The 14,273-nt window shown below is 66.6% G+C and carries 12 protein-coding genes; 6 read left to right on the top strand and 6 right to left on the bottom strand.

What is annotated here, in order from left to right; genetic code table 11:
- Positions 1 to 43: 43 nt before the first annotated feature.
- The 5 genes from EJO71_RS23870 (at position 44) to ugpC (ending at position 5,142) form a co-directional block, all read left to right on the top strand.
- Positions 44 to 787 (top strand): FadR/GntR family transcriptional regulator, encoded by a 744-nt coding sequence (locus EJO71_RS23870; RefSeq protein ID WP_125951101.1) that lies wholly within the window; start codon positions 44 to 46, stop codon positions 785 to 787.
- A gap of 95 nt (positions 788 to 882) precedes the next feature.
- Complete coding sequence (locus EJO71_RS23865; RefSeq protein ID WP_125951102.1) at positions 883 to 2,265, top strand: ABC transporter substrate-binding protein; 1,383 nt, start codon at positions 883 to 885, stop codon at positions 2,263 to 2,265.
- A gap of 49 nt (positions 2,266 to 2,314) precedes the next feature.
- Positions 2,315 to 3,199, top strand: coding sequence for a sugar ABC transporter permease (locus EJO71_RS23860; protein ID WP_125951103.1), 885 nt, complete (start codon positions 2,315 to 2,317; stop codon positions 3,197 to 3,199).
- Positions 3,196 to 4,047 carry a carbohydrate ABC transporter permease gene (locus EJO71_RS23855; RefSeq protein ID WP_125951104.1) on the top strand — a complete coding sequence of 284 codons (852 nt, stop codon included), beginning with the start codon at positions 3,196 to 3,198 and terminating at the stop codon, positions 4,045 to 4,047. Before EJO71_RS23860 ends, EJO71_RS23855 begins: the two co-directional genes overlap by 4 nt.
- Before the next feature lie 24 nt (positions 4,048 to 4,071).
- Positions 4,072 to 5,142 carry a sn-glycerol-3-phosphate ABC transporter ATP-binding protein UgpC gene (gene ugpC, locus EJO71_RS23850; protein WP_125951105.1) on the top strand — a complete coding sequence of 357 codons (1,071 nt, stop codon included), beginning with the start codon at positions 4,072 to 4,074 and terminating at the stop codon, positions 5,140 to 5,142.
- Positions 5,143 to 5,152: 10 nt separating this feature from the next.
- Here the strand turns inward: ugpC and EJO71_RS23845 are convergent, their stop codons facing one another.
- Both EJO71_RS23845 and EJO71_RS23840 read right to left on the bottom strand, forming a co-directional pair.
- Entirely contained in the window at positions 5,153 to 6,193 is a 1,041-nt protein-coding gene (locus EJO71_RS23845; RefSeq protein ID WP_125951106.1) for an endonuclease/exonuclease/phosphatase family protein, read from the bottom strand.
- Between the two features lie 115 nt (positions 6,194 to 6,308).
- Positions 6,309 to 8,087, bottom strand: coding sequence for a DEAD/DEAH box helicase (locus tag EJO71_RS23840; RefSeq protein ID WP_125951107.1), 1,779 nt, complete (start codon positions 8,085 to 8,087; stop codon positions 6,309 to 6,311).
- A gap of 300 nt (positions 8,088 to 8,387) precedes the next feature.
- On the opposite strand from EJO71_RS23840, the gene ettA reads away from it, so the two are divergent.
- Positions 8,388 to 10,049 (top strand): energy-dependent translational throttle protein EttA, encoded by a 1,662-nt coding sequence (gene ettA, locus EJO71_RS23835; protein ID WP_093199490.1) that lies wholly within the window; start codon positions 8,388 to 8,390, stop codon positions 10,047 to 10,049.
- 106 nt (positions 10,050 to 10,155) lie between these two features.
- On the opposite strand, the gene EJO71_RS23830 is transcribed toward ettA, so the two are convergent.
- Genes EJO71_RS23830 through EJO71_RS23815 form a run of 4 tightly spaced genes read right to left on the bottom strand, consistent with a single transcriptional unit; the run spans position 10,156 to position 14,273 of the window.
- Positions 10,156 to 10,614 (bottom strand): carboxymuconolactone decarboxylase family protein, encoded by a 459-nt coding sequence (locus tag EJO71_RS23830; protein ID WP_125951108.1) that lies wholly within the window; start codon positions 10,612 to 10,614, stop codon positions 10,156 to 10,158.
- The gene (locus EJO71_RS23825; protein ID WP_125951109.1) at positions 10,538 to 11,029 is read right to left on the bottom strand and encodes a MerR family transcriptional regulator; all 492 of its coding nucleotides are present in this window, start codon (positions 11,027 to 11,029) and stop codon (positions 10,538 to 10,540) included. Before EJO71_RS23825 ends, EJO71_RS23830 begins: the two co-directional genes overlap by 77 nt.
- 51 nt (positions 11,030 to 11,080) lie before the next feature.
- Positions 11,081 to 12,874, bottom strand: coding sequence for an aminodeoxychorismate synthase component I (gene pabB / locus EJO71_RS23820; RefSeq protein ID WP_125951110.1), 1,794 nt, complete (start codon positions 12,872 to 12,874; stop codon positions 11,081 to 11,083).
- Positions 12,864 to 14,273: a TAXI family TRAP transporter solute-binding subunit gene (locus tag EJO71_RS23815; RefSeq protein WP_125951111.1), complete on the bottom strand. Its 1,410-nt coding sequence runs from the start codon at positions 14,271 to 14,273 to the stop codon at positions 12,864 to 12,866. The genes pabB and EJO71_RS23815 overlap by 11 nt, the downstream gene beginning before the upstream one ends.

Here is a 14,273-nt window from a genome sequence, read left to right as displayed (position 1 = left end):
CTTAGTGTTTTCGAGCGGCGGGATACCAGATTTCACATCGCACATGATCAAGAACATCCACGGTCGCACGCTCGAACTCCTCGGTGAAGCCGTGGTGTCGGGCCGCTATGCGATCGGTGCGTCGATCCCTTCCGAGCCCGTGCTCGGCGAGGAGCTCGGCGTGAGCCGCACCGTGGTTCGCGAGGCCATCAAGTCGCTTGCGGCCAAGGGGCTGATCGTGACGGGCCCGAAGGTCGGCACGCGCGTGCTGCCCAAGGACAAGTGGAACTGGTTCGACCCCGACGTCATCACCTGGCAGGCGCGCGCCGGCCTCACGCCCGAGTTCCTGCGCGACCTGCAGGACCTGCGCCGCGCGGTGGAGCCGGCGGCGGTGCGGCTGGCCGCGGAGAGGGCCACCGCCGAAGACCTCGACGAGATCGAGCGTGCCTATGCGGGCATGAAGGAAGCAGTGGAGAACGGTGGCGACTACGTCACCTTCGACCTGCGCTTTCACAACGGCCTGCTGGCCGCCGCGCGCAACAGGATGATTGCGCAGATGAGCAAGGTGCTCAACGCATTGCTGCGCACCAGCTTCGAGATATCGACCACCAAGCCCGACGGCCCCACGCTCTCGCTGCCTCTGCATCGCGCGGTGCTCGACGCGGTGATCGCGCACGACCCCGACGTTGCGGAGCGCGCGATCCTCCGGCTCATCGACGGTGCCCGCCAGGACATCGAGGATGTGCTGGGCTCGCGCCGCCGCCTGCCGCGCCTGAGCAGGCCGCCACCCAGGCTCAGGGCCAGCTAGCCGTACCGCGGTCGCGCCCGCGGTTCACGTCCGGTTCTTTCACCCCACGCTCGCGCGCCGAGCAGATTCCACCAGAAGAGAAGGAGACAAAGTCCATGAAACTCGTCAAGTCGCTGATCGCGCCGACGCTGGTCGCGATGGGCCTGCTGTCGGCAGGCCACGCAGCCGCGCAGGAAAAACTCACCGTCTGGTGGGTCAAGGGCTTCTACAAGGCGGAGGACGACGCACTGTTCGCCGCCATCAAGAAGTTCGAGGAGAAGAACAAGAACGTGAAGATCGAGCTGTCGCAGTACCCCATCCAGGACATGATTCCCAAGACCGTGTCCGCGCTCGACTCGGGCAGCCCGCCCGACGTGGCGTATGCCGACGTGTACGACTTCCAGGTCACCGGCAAGTGGGCCTTCGACGGCAAGCTCGAGGACATCAGCAGCGTGCTCACGCCCATGAAGGACCGCTTCGCGCCCAACACGCTCGAGACCACCTACCTCTACAACGACCAGACCAAGAACAAGGCGTACTACGCCTTCCCGATCAAGCAGCAGACGATGCACATCGAGTACTGGCGCGACATGCTGGCCGAGGCCGGGTTCAAGGAGTCCGACATTCCCACTGTCTGGAAGGACTACTGGTCGTTCTGGTGCGACAAGGTGCAGCCCGCCAGCCGCAAGGAAAGCGGCAAGCGCACCTTCGGCATCGGCATGCCGATGGGCGTGGATTCGAGCGACGCGTTCTATTCGTTCCTGACCTTCATGGACGCCTACAACGTCAAGCTGGTAGACGACAACGGCAAGCTGCTGGTCGACGACCCGAAGGTGCGCACCGGCCTGATCGGCGCCATGACCGACTACACCACGCCTTACGTCAAGGGCTGCACGCCGCCTTCTTCCACCAGCTGGAAGGACCCGGACAACAACGTCGCCTTCCACAACAAGACGACCGTGATGACGCACAACGCGACCATCTCGATCGCGGCCAAGTGGCTCGACGACTCGAGCAACGCCTCGCTCACGCCGGAGCAGCGTGAAGAGGCGCGCAAGAACTACACCGAGCGCATCCGCACGGCCGGCTTCCCCAACAAGCCCGACGGCACCAAGATGGTCTATCGCACGGCGGTGAAGACCGGCGTGGTGTTCAAGGACGCGAAGAACAAGGCGCGCGCCAAGGAGTTCGTGTCGTTCCTGCTGCAGGAAGAGAACCTCACGCCGTACGTCGAGGGCTCACTGGGCCGCTGGTTCCCCGTGACCAAGACCGCGCAGCAGCGTGACTTCTGGAAGGCCGACCCGCACCGCCTCTCGGTCTACAACCAGTACGCCGCCGGCACCGTGACCTTCGAATTCACGAAGAACTACAAGTTCACCGTGCTGAACAACGAGAACGTCTGGGCCAAGGCCATGAGCCGCATCGTGACCGACAAGGTGCCGGTGGACAAGGCCGTGGACGAGATGATCGCCCGCATCAAGACGGTGGCGGGGCAGTAAGCCGCCCTGGCACGACCCCCGTCGGCACCGTCAACAGCAGCAGCACGCCATGAGCGCCACTGCCACCACCGCCGCCGCGCCGAGCACTTCGGCGCCTGTCGTCAATCCCGGAGCGCGGCATGCGCGCTGGCAGTTCTGGGGCGCGGTCATGGTCGTGCCCTACCTGCTGGTGTTCGTGGTGTTCGTGCTGTACCCGGTGGGCTATGGCCTCTGGCTGGCCCGCCATCCGCAAAGCTACGTGAAGCTGGTCGAGGACCCGATCTTCTTCCGTTCGGTGATCAACACGGCCATCTTCCTGGTCGTGGCGATCAACCTCAAGATGCTCGTGGCGCTGGTGCTCTCGGGTTTCTTCGTGACGTCGCGATGGTGGATCAAGATCGTCTCGGCGATCTTCATCCTGCCATGGGCGATGCCCTCGATTCCAACGATCCTGTCGATCCGTTTCATGCTGAACCCGGAGTGGGGCGTGATCAACAGCACCATCTTCCGCCTGACCGGCGCCGACGGCCCCAACTGGCTCAACGACCCCTCGCTGGCGCTCGCCTTCGCGATGATCGTGCACATCTGGAAGTCGCTGCCGTTCTGGACACTCATCCTCGTGGCGGGCCGGCTGGCCATTCCCACCGAGCAATACGAAGCGGCCTCGGTCGACGGCGCCTCGTCGTGGCAGAAGTTCCGCTTCGTGAGCTGGCCCGCACTGAAGACGCTCTACATCACCTCGCTCATCCTCTCGATGATCTGGACGCTGGGCGACTTCAACAGCGTCTACCTGCTGACCGGTGGCGGCCCCGCCGACCTGACGCACGTGCTCGCCACGCTGGGCATCCGCTACCTGCGGCTCGACCAGGTCGACCTGTCGATGGCGTCCATCGTGGTGGCCTTGCCGCTTGTGCTGCCGCTCGTGTACTTCATGATGAAGAGGCTTTCGAAATGAAGCGCTGGACCCCAAGAGCCGTGCTGACCGAGGCCCGGCTGCTGCTCATCGGCATTCCCGTGCTGCTGTGGACGCTGATCCCGGTCTATCACATGGTGCTGTTCGCGATCTCGTCGAAAGACTCCGCGACCTCGGGCCACCTGTGGCCCAAGAATGCGACGCTGGACAACTTCCGCATCGTGTTCCAGCAGAAGCATTTCTACCTCGACCACTTCTGGCTGCAGTTGTGGAACTCGCTGCTGATCGCGGTTTCGGTGGGCGTGCTCACGCTCTTCGTGGCGACCACCGCCGCGTTCGCCATCAGCCGGCTGCGCGTGCGCGGCGGGCGCACGGTGATGAACATGGCGCTGTTCACGTACTTCATTCCGGCCGCCTTCCTCGCGGTGCCCATGTACAAGACCATGGGCAACTACGGCCTGCTCAACAGCCAGTGGGCGCTGATCCTCGCGATGGTGACCATCGCCTCGCCGTACTGCATCTGGGTGCTCAAGCAGGCCTCCGACAAGCTGCCCTACGAGCTCGACGAAGCCGCGCGCATGGATGGCGCTTCGCCGCTGCAGCTGTTCCGCCTCGTGTACCTGCCGCTGATGGTGCCGTCGCTGGTGGCCGTGGGCACGTATTCGCTGCTGCTGGCCTGGAACGAGTACCTCTATGCCTTCCTGCTGCTGTCGAACGACAAGAGCGTGACGCTGGCCGTGGCGCTCGGCAACTTCCTCTCGGCCGACGATTCGCCGTGGGAGTTGCTGATGGCCACCGGCCTGATCTACGCGCTGCCGCCCGCGGCTATTTATTACGCATTCAAGCGCTACATGGTCGGCGGGATTACCGCCGGAGCAGTGAAGAGCTGACAGAGCCCACGCAGGAACGAAAAAATGGCATCCGTATCCTTTCGCAATATCCAGAAATCCTTCGGCAAGGTCCACATCATCAAGGGCCTGGGCTTCGACATCACCGACGGCGAATTCGTCGTGCTGGTCGGCCCTTCGGGCTGCGGCAAGTCGACGCTGCTGCGCATGCTCGCGGGCCTGGAGGACATCAGCGGCGGCGAGATCGTCATCGACGGCCGCGTGGTCAACGACCTCGAGTCGAAGGACCGGGACATCGCCATGGTGTTCCAGAGCTACGCGCTCTATCCGCACATGACGGTGGGCGAGAACATGGGCTTCAGCCTGCGGCTGCGCAATGCCGAGAAGTCGGTGACCGACGAGCGCGTGGCCAGGGCCGCGAAGATCCTCAACCTCGATGCACTGCTGGGCCGTTATCCGCGCGAGCTCTCGGGCGGCCAGCGCCAGCGCGTGGCCATGGGCCGCGCCATCGTGCGCGACCCGAAGGTGTTCCTGTTCGACGAGCCGCTGTCCAACCTCGACGCCAAGCTGCGCGTGGCGATGCGTGCCGAGATCAAGGCGCTGCATCAGCGCCTGAAGACCACCACCGTCTACGTGACGCACGACCAGATCGAAGCCATGACCATGGCCGACCGCATCGTCGTGATGCACGACGGCATCGTCGAGCAGATCGGCACGCCGCTCGATCTGTACGACCGGCCGGACAACCTGTTCGTCGCGCAGTTCATCGGCTCGCCGTCGATGAACGTGATCGAGGGTACGGTGCGCCGCTCGGGCGGCGAATGCTGGGTCGAGGCACAGGGTGCGCGCTGGCCCGTTCCGGCCACCGCCGCGGCGCCCGACGGCCAGCCGGTGCACTACGGCATCCGGCCCGGCGACATGACGCTCGGCGGCGGCTCGCATGGCGTTGAAGCCAGGGTGATCGTGGTCGAACCCACCGGTGCCGAGACCGAACTGCTGGTGCAGGTCGGCGAGGCGAAGCTGGTGCTGGCGGTGCACGGCCGCGTCGATGCCGGTCCGGACGACACGGTGCGGCTGGCCATCGATGCCGAGAGAGTGCACCTGTTCGACCGGCAGACCGGTCGGCGCATGGGCTGAGCCGCCAGGGTCAGGTCGTGCGCAGTCGCAAGAGGGCGCGCACGAAGCCGTGGTCCGAGCGCGAGCGGTCGCGCCCCTCGTGCAGGTGGTCATTGAAATAGTCGACCCGCCGCACGTCGCCCAGGCTGTGCCGGCTGGTGGCGACGAATTCCTCGCTCACGAGGATCTGGTCGAGCACCTCCGGGTAGCCCTGGTGGATGTGCGAGTACGCCACGTCCTTCTTGAGTGCCGACTCGCCCTGCATCTCGTAGGCGTTGAACAGCGCCACGTCGCGCGCGGCCTTGTCGTAGGCGACCTCCGAGGTGGCCGCCACGAGCTGCGTCGTCACGCTGTGCGGGTTGTCGTTGAAGTCGCCCATCACCACCAGCGGTACGTTAGTGCCCTGCAGCAGGTCGATCACGATGCAGCGCAGGGCGGCCGCTTCGGCGCCGCGCATCAGCAGCGAGCGCAGCGAAGCCATCACGCCCACCTTGCGGTCGTCGCGGTCTTCAAGATGGTTGCCCTGCGCGTCCTGCAGGAACTTGGGGCGCTTGGACTTCAGGTGCGTCGTGAGCACGTGCACCGGCTGGCCGTGCTTCATGCGCACCGTGGCAAGGAGGGGAGGCCGTTCGAAGCGCGTGTGCGGCCCGAGGCCCGGCACCTCCACGCCGAAGCCCGGTGGAAAGTCGACGAAGGAGCGGATCTCGTCCACCTTCAGCCGCGTCGCGATGCCCACGCGCGGCGTGCCCTGCGCACCTGGCCGCGCGGGCGTGCCCTCGGGGCTGCCCGGCGGCGGCGTGTTCTCGGCGCCGGGCACCGAGATGAAGTCGTAGCGCAGGCCGCTGCGCGCAATGCAGGCCTTGAGAGCCGACTCGTCCCACACCTCCTGCACCGCCAGCACGTCGGCATTCAGCGCATGGAAGCGCTCGCCGGTCCAGTCGATCTTCCGTTCGTACTCGCGCTCGGTGTAGGCGTCCTGGTTCTCGTAGTACACGCGGTTTGGAGCCGCGAGGTTGAGGAGGTTGCAGGTGGCTACGAAGAGGGTGGCGTAGTTGGGTGGGATGTATTGCATGGCGAGATGATTGTGGCTTGAGTTTGCATTTGTCACGCCTCGCGCGCCCTGTGCCGAAGATCCAAAGAAAAAGGGCGCCGAGAGGCGCCCTTGTTCAAATTCCGGATGGCTGGGATCAGCGGCCGAACGAACGTCCGCCACCGCCACCACCGGAGCGATTGCCGCCACCGTAGCCACCGCCACCACCCGAACGGCCACCGCCGCCCGAACGGTTGCCGCCGCCGTAGCCACCACCACCGCCGCCCGAGCGGCCGCCGCGTCCACGGCCACCCATGTGGTCGACGCTCGTGCGCAGCGGATCGGGCTGGCCGGCGCCGCCGCCGCCGACCGATTCGGCGCGCAGGTGCGCGACCTGGTTGGCCTGCGTCGGGCTGTGGCTGTTGCCGTGATGGCGTGGCTGGCGCTCCTCGTGCGATGCGTGGTGGTGCTGCGGCGCGCGTGCCGGGCCTTGCGGGCCGCGGGCTTGCTGCGGGCGGGGTGCCTGGCCGCGCGGGCCCTGGCCTTGTCCCTGGCCGCCGCCATTGGCGCTGCGGCCCTGGCCGTTGCCGCCCTGGCCACCACCGCGGCGCTGGCCGCCATTGCCACCGCCGTTGCCGCCACCCTGGCTGGCCTTGTTCTCGCGGATGCGCTGCAGCATCTCGGTGCGGGCGGCCTTGGCGGCTGCCTGCATAACGTCGCGGCTCGGCGGACGACCGGCGCCGCCCCAGATGGTCTGGCGGCCCATGGCGATGGGCTCGGCGCGTTCGCCTTCCTCGGGGCCGTAGCCCTCGATGATCTGCACGGGAATCGTCTGCTTCGTGAAGCGCTCGATTTCCTGCATGAAGCCTTCCTCGTCCAGGCAGACGAAGCTCACGGCCTCGCCACTGGAGCCGGCACGACCGGTGCGGCCGATGCGGTGCACGTAGTCTTCGCTGACGTTCGGGATCTCGTAGTTCACGACGTGCGGCAGCTCGTCGATGTCGATGCCGCGGGCCGCGATGTCGGTGGCCACCAGCGCGCGGATGTCTCCGCTCTTGAAGCCGGCCAGTGCCTGCGTACGCGCGCTCTGGCTCTTGTTGCCGTGCAGCGCCATGGCCTCGATGCCGTTCTTGGTCAGGAACTCCGCCACGCTGTTGGCGCCGAACTTGGTGCGCGTGAACACGAGCACCTGGCTCCACTTGTTCTCGTTGATGATGTGCGCGAGCAGCGCCTTCTTCTTGCCGCGGCCCACGGGGTGGATCACCTGGGTGATGCGCTGCACCGTGGTGTTGCGCGGCGTGACCTGGATGCTCTGCGGGTTCTTCAGCAGCGTGGCTGCGAGGTCGCGGATGTCGTCGCTGAAGGTGGCCGAGAACAGCAGGCTCTGCTTTTCCTTGGGCACCAGCGCCAGGATCTTCTTCACGTCGTGGATGAAGCCCATGTCGAGCATGCGGTCGGCTTCGTCGAGGATCAGCATCTGGACCTGGCCCAGGTCGAGCATGCCCTGCTGCTGCAGGTCGAGCAGGCGGCCGGGGGTGGCCACGAGGATGTCGACGCCCTTCTTGAGCTTGCTGATCTGCGGGTTCATGCCGACGCCGCCGAAGATCACGGTCGAGTCGAGCTGCAGGTACTTGCCGTAGGTGCGCACCGACTCTTCGACCTGCGCCGCGAGTTCGCGCGTGGGGGTCAGCACGAGGGCGCGCACGCCGGTGCCGCCGAACTTGTTGGTGGCGCTGCGGCTCATGCTGAGCTTGTGCAGCATCGGCAGCGTGAAGGCGGCGGTCTTGCCGGTGCCGGTCTGGGCTCCGCCCAGAAGGTCGTGGCCTTCGAGGACCGCGGGGATGGCTTGCGCCTGGATGGGGGTGGGGGAGTCGTAGCCGTGCTCGTGCACAGCCTTCAAGATGGCGGGGGCCAGCTTCAGTTCGTCAAAATTCATTGGAAACAACAAGCGCCATACACGGCGCAGTGGCATCGGCCCGCCAGGCGTCTTGTTGACGCCGAGCCAGTCAAGGCAGATGAAGGTCAGGGGTGGGAGCCGGAAAGTCCGCCCTCGCAAAAGGGTTGAAATGGAGCTTTCTTCGTCCCCGGCAGAGAGCCGGTGTTTCGGGCAACTGGACCCGGCAACGGGGCCTATTGTCGCATGAGTCGATAATCAGTGGTTTGCCGCGCCTGAATGCCTGCGTTCCGGCGGCCGCGCTTTCCCCGAATCCCCGCTACCCAAGGTAATCAACCACACATGGCTCAATACGTCTATTCGATGAACCGTGTCAGCAAGACCGTGCCGCCCAAGCGGCAGATCTTGAAAGACATTTCGCTGTCCTTCTTCCCCGGCGCCAAGATCGGCGTGCTCGGCCTGAACGGCTCGGGCAAGTCCACGCTGCTCAAGATCATGGCGGGCGTCGACAAGGAAATCGAGGGCGAGGCGCTGCCCATGCCCGGTCTGACGATCGGCTACCTCGAGCAGGAGCCCAAGCTCAATGCCGAGCACACCGTGCGCGAATCGGTCGAGGAATCGATGGGCGCCGTCAACGCGGCCAAGAAGCGCCTGGAAGAGGTCTACGAGCTGTACGCCGCCGAAGACGCCGATTTCGACGCACTTGCCGCCGAACAGGCCGAACTCGAGGCCATCATTGCCACCGCCGGCACCGATTCCGAGCACCAGCTCGAGATCGCCGCCGACGCCCTGCGCCTGCCGGCCTGGGACGCCAAGATCGGCGTGCTCTCGGGCGGTGAAAAGCGCCGCGTGGCGCTGTGCCGACTGCTGCTGAGCAAGCCCGACATGCTCCTGCTCGACGAACCGACCAACCACCTTGACGCCGAATCGGTCGAGTGGCTCGAAGTGTTCCTGCAGCGCTTCCCGGGCACCGTGGTGGCCATCACCCACGATCGCTACTTCCTGGACAACGCCGCCGAGTGGATCCTCGAACTGGACCGCGGCCGCGGTATTCCATGGAAGGGCAACTACAGCACCTGGCTCGAGCAGAAGGGCGAACGCCTGGCGCAGGAGCAGAAGAGCGAAGAAGCCCACGCCAAGGCCCTGAAGAAGGAACTCGAGTGGTCGCGCCAGAACCCGAAGGCCCGCCAGGCCAAGAGCAAGTCGCGCCTGGCCCGCTTCGAGGAGCTGAGCGACGTCGAATACCAGAAGCGCAACGAAACGCAGGAAATCTTCATTCCTGTGGCTGAGCGCCTGGGCAGCCAGGTATTCGAGTTCAAGAACGTCAGCAAGTCCTTCGGCGACCGCATGCTGATCGACAACCTGAGCTTCAACATCCCGGCCGGCGCCATCGTCGGCATCATCGGCCCGAACGGCGCCGGCAAGTCGACGCTGTTCAAGCTGCTCGCGGGCAAGGAAAAGCCGGATTCGGGCGAGGTCGTGATCGGCCAGACCGTGAAGATGGCCTTCGTCGACCAGTCGCGCGACGCGCTGGGCGACCAGAAGACGGTGTGGGAAGACATCTCGAACGGCCTGGACATCATCAACGTCGGCAAGTTCCAGATGGCCAGCCGCGCGTATGCGGGCCGTTTCAACTTCAACGGCGCCGACCAGCAGAAGAAGGTCGGCACGCTGTCGGGCGGTGAACGCGGCCGCCTGCACCTGGCCAAGACGCTGATCGCGGGCGGCAACGTGCTGCTGCTCGACGAACCCTCGAACGACCTGGACGTGGAAACCCTGCGTGCGCTCGAAGACGCGCTGCTCGAGTTCGCCGGCACGGTCATGGTGATCAGCCATGACCGCTGGTTCCTCGACCGCATCGCCACGCACATCCTGGCCGCCGAAGGCGACAGCCAGTGGACCTTCTTCGACGGCAACTACCAGGAGTACGAAGCCGACAAGAAGAAGCGTCTGGGCGAGGAAGGTGCCAAGCCCAAGCGCATGCGCTACAAGGCCCTGAAATAAGGCTCGCCCCCAGGCTGCGCGCACTTCGTGTCGCTACGCCAACCCCCTACCGGGGGCAACACCTGCGGCCCGGCAAAGCCGGTTCCGCGGTGTTTCTGGAATAGGTTCAGATTGCTTCGACAAGAGCGCGCGGTTCCGCAAGGGGCCGCGCGCTTTTTTCATCCTCGGCCGCAAACACCTCTCGTGCTGCGAAGAGGCCATTCAGCGCCGCCGGAAAGCCCGCGTACACCGCCATCTGCATCATGACCTCGACCACTTCGTCGCGCGTCACGCCGACGTTCAGCGCGGCATGGATGTGCACCTTCAACTGCGGCGCGGCATTGCCCATGGCGGTGAGCGCGGCCACCGTCGCGATCTCGCGGGAGCGCAGGTCGAGGCCGGGGCGCGAGTAGATGTCGCCGAACGGAAACTCGATCACCAGGCGGCCGAAGTCCGGCGCGATGCCGGCCAGGCTCTCGACCACCTTGACGCCGCCTTCACCGTCGATCTCATGAAGCTTGGCCAGGCCACGCACGTAGCGCAGGCTGTCGCCCTGGCCCAGGTCTTGTTGTTGTGTGTTCGTCATTGCTCGTCTTTCCTTCCCGGGCCTTGCCCGACAGAGGAGGACGCTTCTGCGTTTTCTCGACCTCGCTGTAGTGGTCGATCTTGAGCGACAGCGCCTGCATGGATTGCTGCAGCGCCGCCACCTTGGCCTGAACTTCGGCGAGGTGCTGCTCAAGCATCTCGCGCCGTTCGCCGACGCTGGCGTCCCCCTGGCTTCGAAGCCTGACGAAGGCCTGCATGCCCTGGATGGACATGCCGGTCTCGCGCAGGCGCAACAGGAAATCCAGCAAGTCCATGTCGGCGCTCGCATAGCGCCGCTGACCGCCGGGTGCACGGGACACCGCGGCGATCAGCCCGATGCGCTCGTAGTACCGCAGCGTGTAGGCAGTGAGGCCGGTTCGCTTTGCGACTTCCGCGATGGTCAGGCTGGTTTCCATGGCGTTGATTCTCGAAATTAGAGCGCGCTCCAAGTCAAGCGCATTGACAAACTATTTTTGCTGGACGCCGAGATCGGCATCCAGCCAGCCGCGCAGGCTGTTCACGAAGGCCAGAGCCTGCACGCGAGGCAGATCGTCCACCCGTACGACCGCTTCGGCAAGCTGGCCGCTGCGCACGCGGTTGGCGCGGCCGATGCCGTTCAGCAGGCCGCAGCGCAGCGGCGGCGTGACCCAGCGGCCGTCGAGCAGCAGGGCGATGTTGCCGCGCGTGCATTCGGTGATCTCACCGTCGCGGTTCCACAGCAGGGTGTCGAACACGCCCGGGGCGGTGGGCGCGAAGGCTTCGTAGTGGACGCGGCGGGTGGTCTTGAAGCGGGTGAAGTCGCCGTGGGCCTCTTCGAAAGGGCGCTCCGCGAGCTGCAGGCGCACGCGAGCGGGGGGTGCTTCCATCGCGAAGGCTTCGGCGCGCGGCGTGCCCTGCGCATCGAGCAGCAGGCGCACGCGCCACGTGCCGGCAGCATGCCGCGCCTTCAGGCCGTCGAGGCAGGAGGCGACCGACTCCTCATTCCATGAGCGGCAGAAGTGCGCCGCCGCGGCCGCCATGCGTGCCAGGTGCGCGGGTGCGTCGCGCAGTTCGCCGTCCGCCAGCGCGAGGGTTTCAAGCAGGTCGAACGACGGCGTTGCGGGCTGGCTTGCCCGGTCCAGGAAGGCCCGCTTGTGGCGCCATTCCTCCCATTCGGCATCGGCCCGCGCATCGGCCGTGATGCCGCTGCCGATGCCGCAGCGCGCCTCGCCGTCGCGCAGCGTAACGGTGCGGATCGGTACGTTGAAGGTGGCATGACCTCCGGGCCGCACCACGCCCACCGCGCCGCAGTAAACGCCGCGCGCCTCGGGCTCCAGCTCCCGGATCATGCGCATCGCGCTGACCTTGGGCGCGCCGGTGATCGAGCCGCACGGGAACAGCGCCCCGAACACATCCGCCAGCGTGGTGCCTTCGCGCGCGAGGGCTTCGACGTCCGACGTCATCTGCCACACGGTCGGCAGCGCCTCGGTGTGGAACAGGCGCGGCACGCGCACCGAGAAGGGCCGGGCCACGCGCGAGAGGTCGTTGCGGATCAGGTCCACGATCATCACGTTCTCGGCCCGCTCCTTGGGCACGGTGCGCAGTCGTTGTGCCAGTGCTTCGTCTTCTTCTGGCGTGGCGCCGCGCGGGGCCGTGCCCTTCATGGGGCGCGTCAGGATGCGGTCGCCCTCCCGGTCGAAGAAGAGCTCGGGCGATACCGACAGCACCTGTTCCTTGCCGGTGTCGATGAAGGCGGTGTAGCCGTCGGGCTGTGCCTGGCGTAGCGCGAGGAACAACGCCTGCGCATCGCCGTGGAAGCGCGCGTGCAGCGCGGCCGTGTAGTTGAGCTGGTAGAGCTCGCCGTTCGCAATCGCGCGGTGGATGGCCTGCATGCGGTGGTTGAAGTCGGCGCGCGAAAGGCCGTCTTGCCAATCGATCGGCGGAGCTGGTGGCGTAGTGCCGGGGGCTTCCTCCTGCCAGGGCAGTGCTTCGTCGTGCACGCCGAACCAAGCCAGCGGCCCTCCATCGTCCGCATGCACCGCAAACGCGGCATCGAAGGCCGCCGCGGCTTCGTAGCGCAGATACCCCACGCACCAGCGACCCTCGCGGGCCAGTGTGTCGACGGCATCGAGCACGGGTCGCACCTCGGCCGCCGTGCGTGCCACCAGCACGCGCGATGGCGCGCCGAAGCACAGGCGCAGCCGGGCCGTGCCGTCGCCGCGCGGCTGTGCGAAGTCGATCAGCGTGCGCGAGGTGGGGTGCAGCGCTCCGTCAGGCCGCATCGTTCGCCGCGGCCGTCGATCCGGCTGCGCTGCCGCCGCCCGCACCGCCCTGCGGCGCCTTCGCCAGCACCCGCTTGCGCACCGCATAGATGTTGTTGCGCAGCGCGTAGAGCTCGTCGGCGTACGACAGCGGCACCGCCACCTTGTTGACCACGCGGTCGAGCTGGTCGAGGTCTTCGAGCAGGGACTTCCGCTCGTCCTCCTTCGCCAGCGTTCCGCCGTCGACCTTCGCCTCGATGTCGCGCAGCCGTGCATACCAGCGGAACACGCGGCGGCGCACGCGGAACTGGTACAGCGGCGGCACCACGCGGCTCAGCGGCAGCATCAGCACCAGCAGGCCGCCCAGCACCAGCCACATGCGTTCGACGAGGTTGCTGGCCCAGAAGGGCAGGTAGCGTTGCCAGACCGGCGGCGTGCCGTTGATGGCGCGGTCGCCCTCGGGGCTCACCGGCAGTTCGCTGGTGCGGGTGTTGGGGAAGTCGCGCGCCCGGTTGAACCAGCCGGCGCCGCTGTGCACCGACTGCGCCGCCTGCGCGAAGAGCTGGCGCAGGGCCGGGTGCGTTTCGTCGCGCGACAGCAGCGAGGTGGTGGCCGCGAGCAGCGACACGTCGTGCGGCGGCAGGTCTTTCGACAAATCGATCATGCCGCGCGGCAGCGTCACCGGCGAGAGGAACGGAAAGTGCCGCGAATAGGCATCGGCCTGCCCGAAGTCCATGAGCTTCACGTCGCCGGAGCGCAGCAGGCGCTGCACCTGCGGCGATTGCGGCGCGGAAGACAGCACGATGGCATCGAGGATGCCGGCCTCCAGCGCCTCGGCGGCGGAGGCCTGTTCGAGGTTCGACAGCAGCAGGTCGTCGGGGCCGAGCCTGTTGGCCTTGAGCATGCGCTCCATGATGTCAGGCAGCCCGCTGCCCGGCAGGTCGACGTTCACGCGCAGGCCGCGCAGCTGGGCGAGCGAAGTCAGCGTGGCGGTCTTGCGGTCGATCTTCTGCGCCGAGTCGGTGCGGTAGAAGAGCCAGATCGGCTCGTAGAACAGGCTGCCCAGCGAGGTGAGGCCGGCCTCTTCGTCGGCCACCGGGTCGGCGCTGCCGCCGCGCACGAAGCCCACGTCGGCGCCGCCGGTGCGCAGCAGCTGCAGGTTCTCGGTCGAGCCCGATGTGGCCTTGAGTTCCACCTCGATGCCGCTGTGCCTGAGCGCTTCGGCATAGCGCTTGCCGAACTGCGCGTAGGCGCTGCCCGTGGGGCCGGTGGCCAGCGTCACGTGCTTGGGCGGCTGCGGCTGCAGCCACCAGTAGGCGGCGATCAGCAGGCCGATGACGATGAACACGATCGGCCCGGCCGAAGCGATCAGGTCGCGGATCGACAGCAGGATCAGCTTCAGGGTTCTGGGGAACGCCAT

The sequence above is a fragment of the Variovorax sp. 679 genome (genome assembly GCF_003952185.1).
Lineage (GTDB): Bacteria > Pseudomonadota > Gammaproteobacteria > Burkholderiales > Burkholderiaceae_C > Variovorax.
The sequence above is the reverse complement of the archived record's forward strand: the minus strand, read 5'-3'. Positions and strand labels throughout refer to the sequence as shown.

What these genes read in the sequence shown, in the direction of transcription:
- EJO71_RS23870 (WP_125951101.1), top strand. Translation starts at nt 44, where the DNA reads ATGATCAAGAACATCCACGGTCGCACGCTCGAACTCCTCGGTGAAGCC.
- EJO71_RS23865 (WP_125951102.1), top strand. Translation starts at nt 883, where the DNA reads ATGAAACTCGTCAAGTCGCTGATCGCGCCGACGCTGGTCGCGATGGGC.
- EJO71_RS23860 (WP_125951103.1), top strand. Translation starts at nt 2,315, where the DNA reads ATGAGCGCCACTGCCACCACCGCCGCCGCGCCGAGCACTTCGGCGCCT.
- EJO71_RS23855 (WP_125951104.1), top strand. Translation starts at nt 3,196, where the DNA reads ATGAAGCGCTGGACCCCAAGAGCCGTGCTGACCGAGGCCCGGCTGCTG.
- ugpC (WP_125951105.1), top strand. Translation starts at nt 4,072, where the DNA reads ATGGCATCCGTATCCTTTCGCAATATCCAGAAATCCTTCGGCAAGGTC.
- EJO71_RS23845 (WP_125951106.1), bottom strand. Translation starts at nt 6,193, where the DNA reads ATGCAATACATCCCACCCAACTACGCCACCCTCTTCGTAGCCACCTGC.
- EJO71_RS23840 (WP_125951107.1), bottom strand. Translation starts at nt 8,087, where the DNA reads ATGAATTTTGACGAACTGAAGCTGGCCCCCGCCATCTTGAAGGCTGTG.
- ettA (WP_093199490.1), top strand. Translation starts at nt 8,388, where the DNA reads ATGGCTCAATACGTCTATTCGATGAACCGTGTCAGCAAGACCGTGCCG.
- EJO71_RS23830 (WP_125951108.1), bottom strand. Translation starts at nt 10,614, where the DNA reads ATGACGAACACACAACAACAAGACCTGGGCCAGGGCGACAGCCTGCGC.
- EJO71_RS23825 (WP_125951109.1), bottom strand. Translation starts at nt 11,029, where the DNA reads ATGGAAACCAGCCTGACCATCGCGGAAGTCGCAAAGCGAACCGGCCTC.
- pabB (WP_125951110.1), bottom strand. Translation starts at nt 12,874, where the DNA reads ATGCGGCCTGACGGAGCGCTGCACCCCACCTCGCGCACGCTGATCGAC.
- EJO71_RS23815 (WP_125951111.1), bottom strand. Translation starts at nt 14,273, where the DNA reads ATGGCGTTCCCCAGAACCCTGAAGCTGATCCTGCTGTCGATCCGCGAC.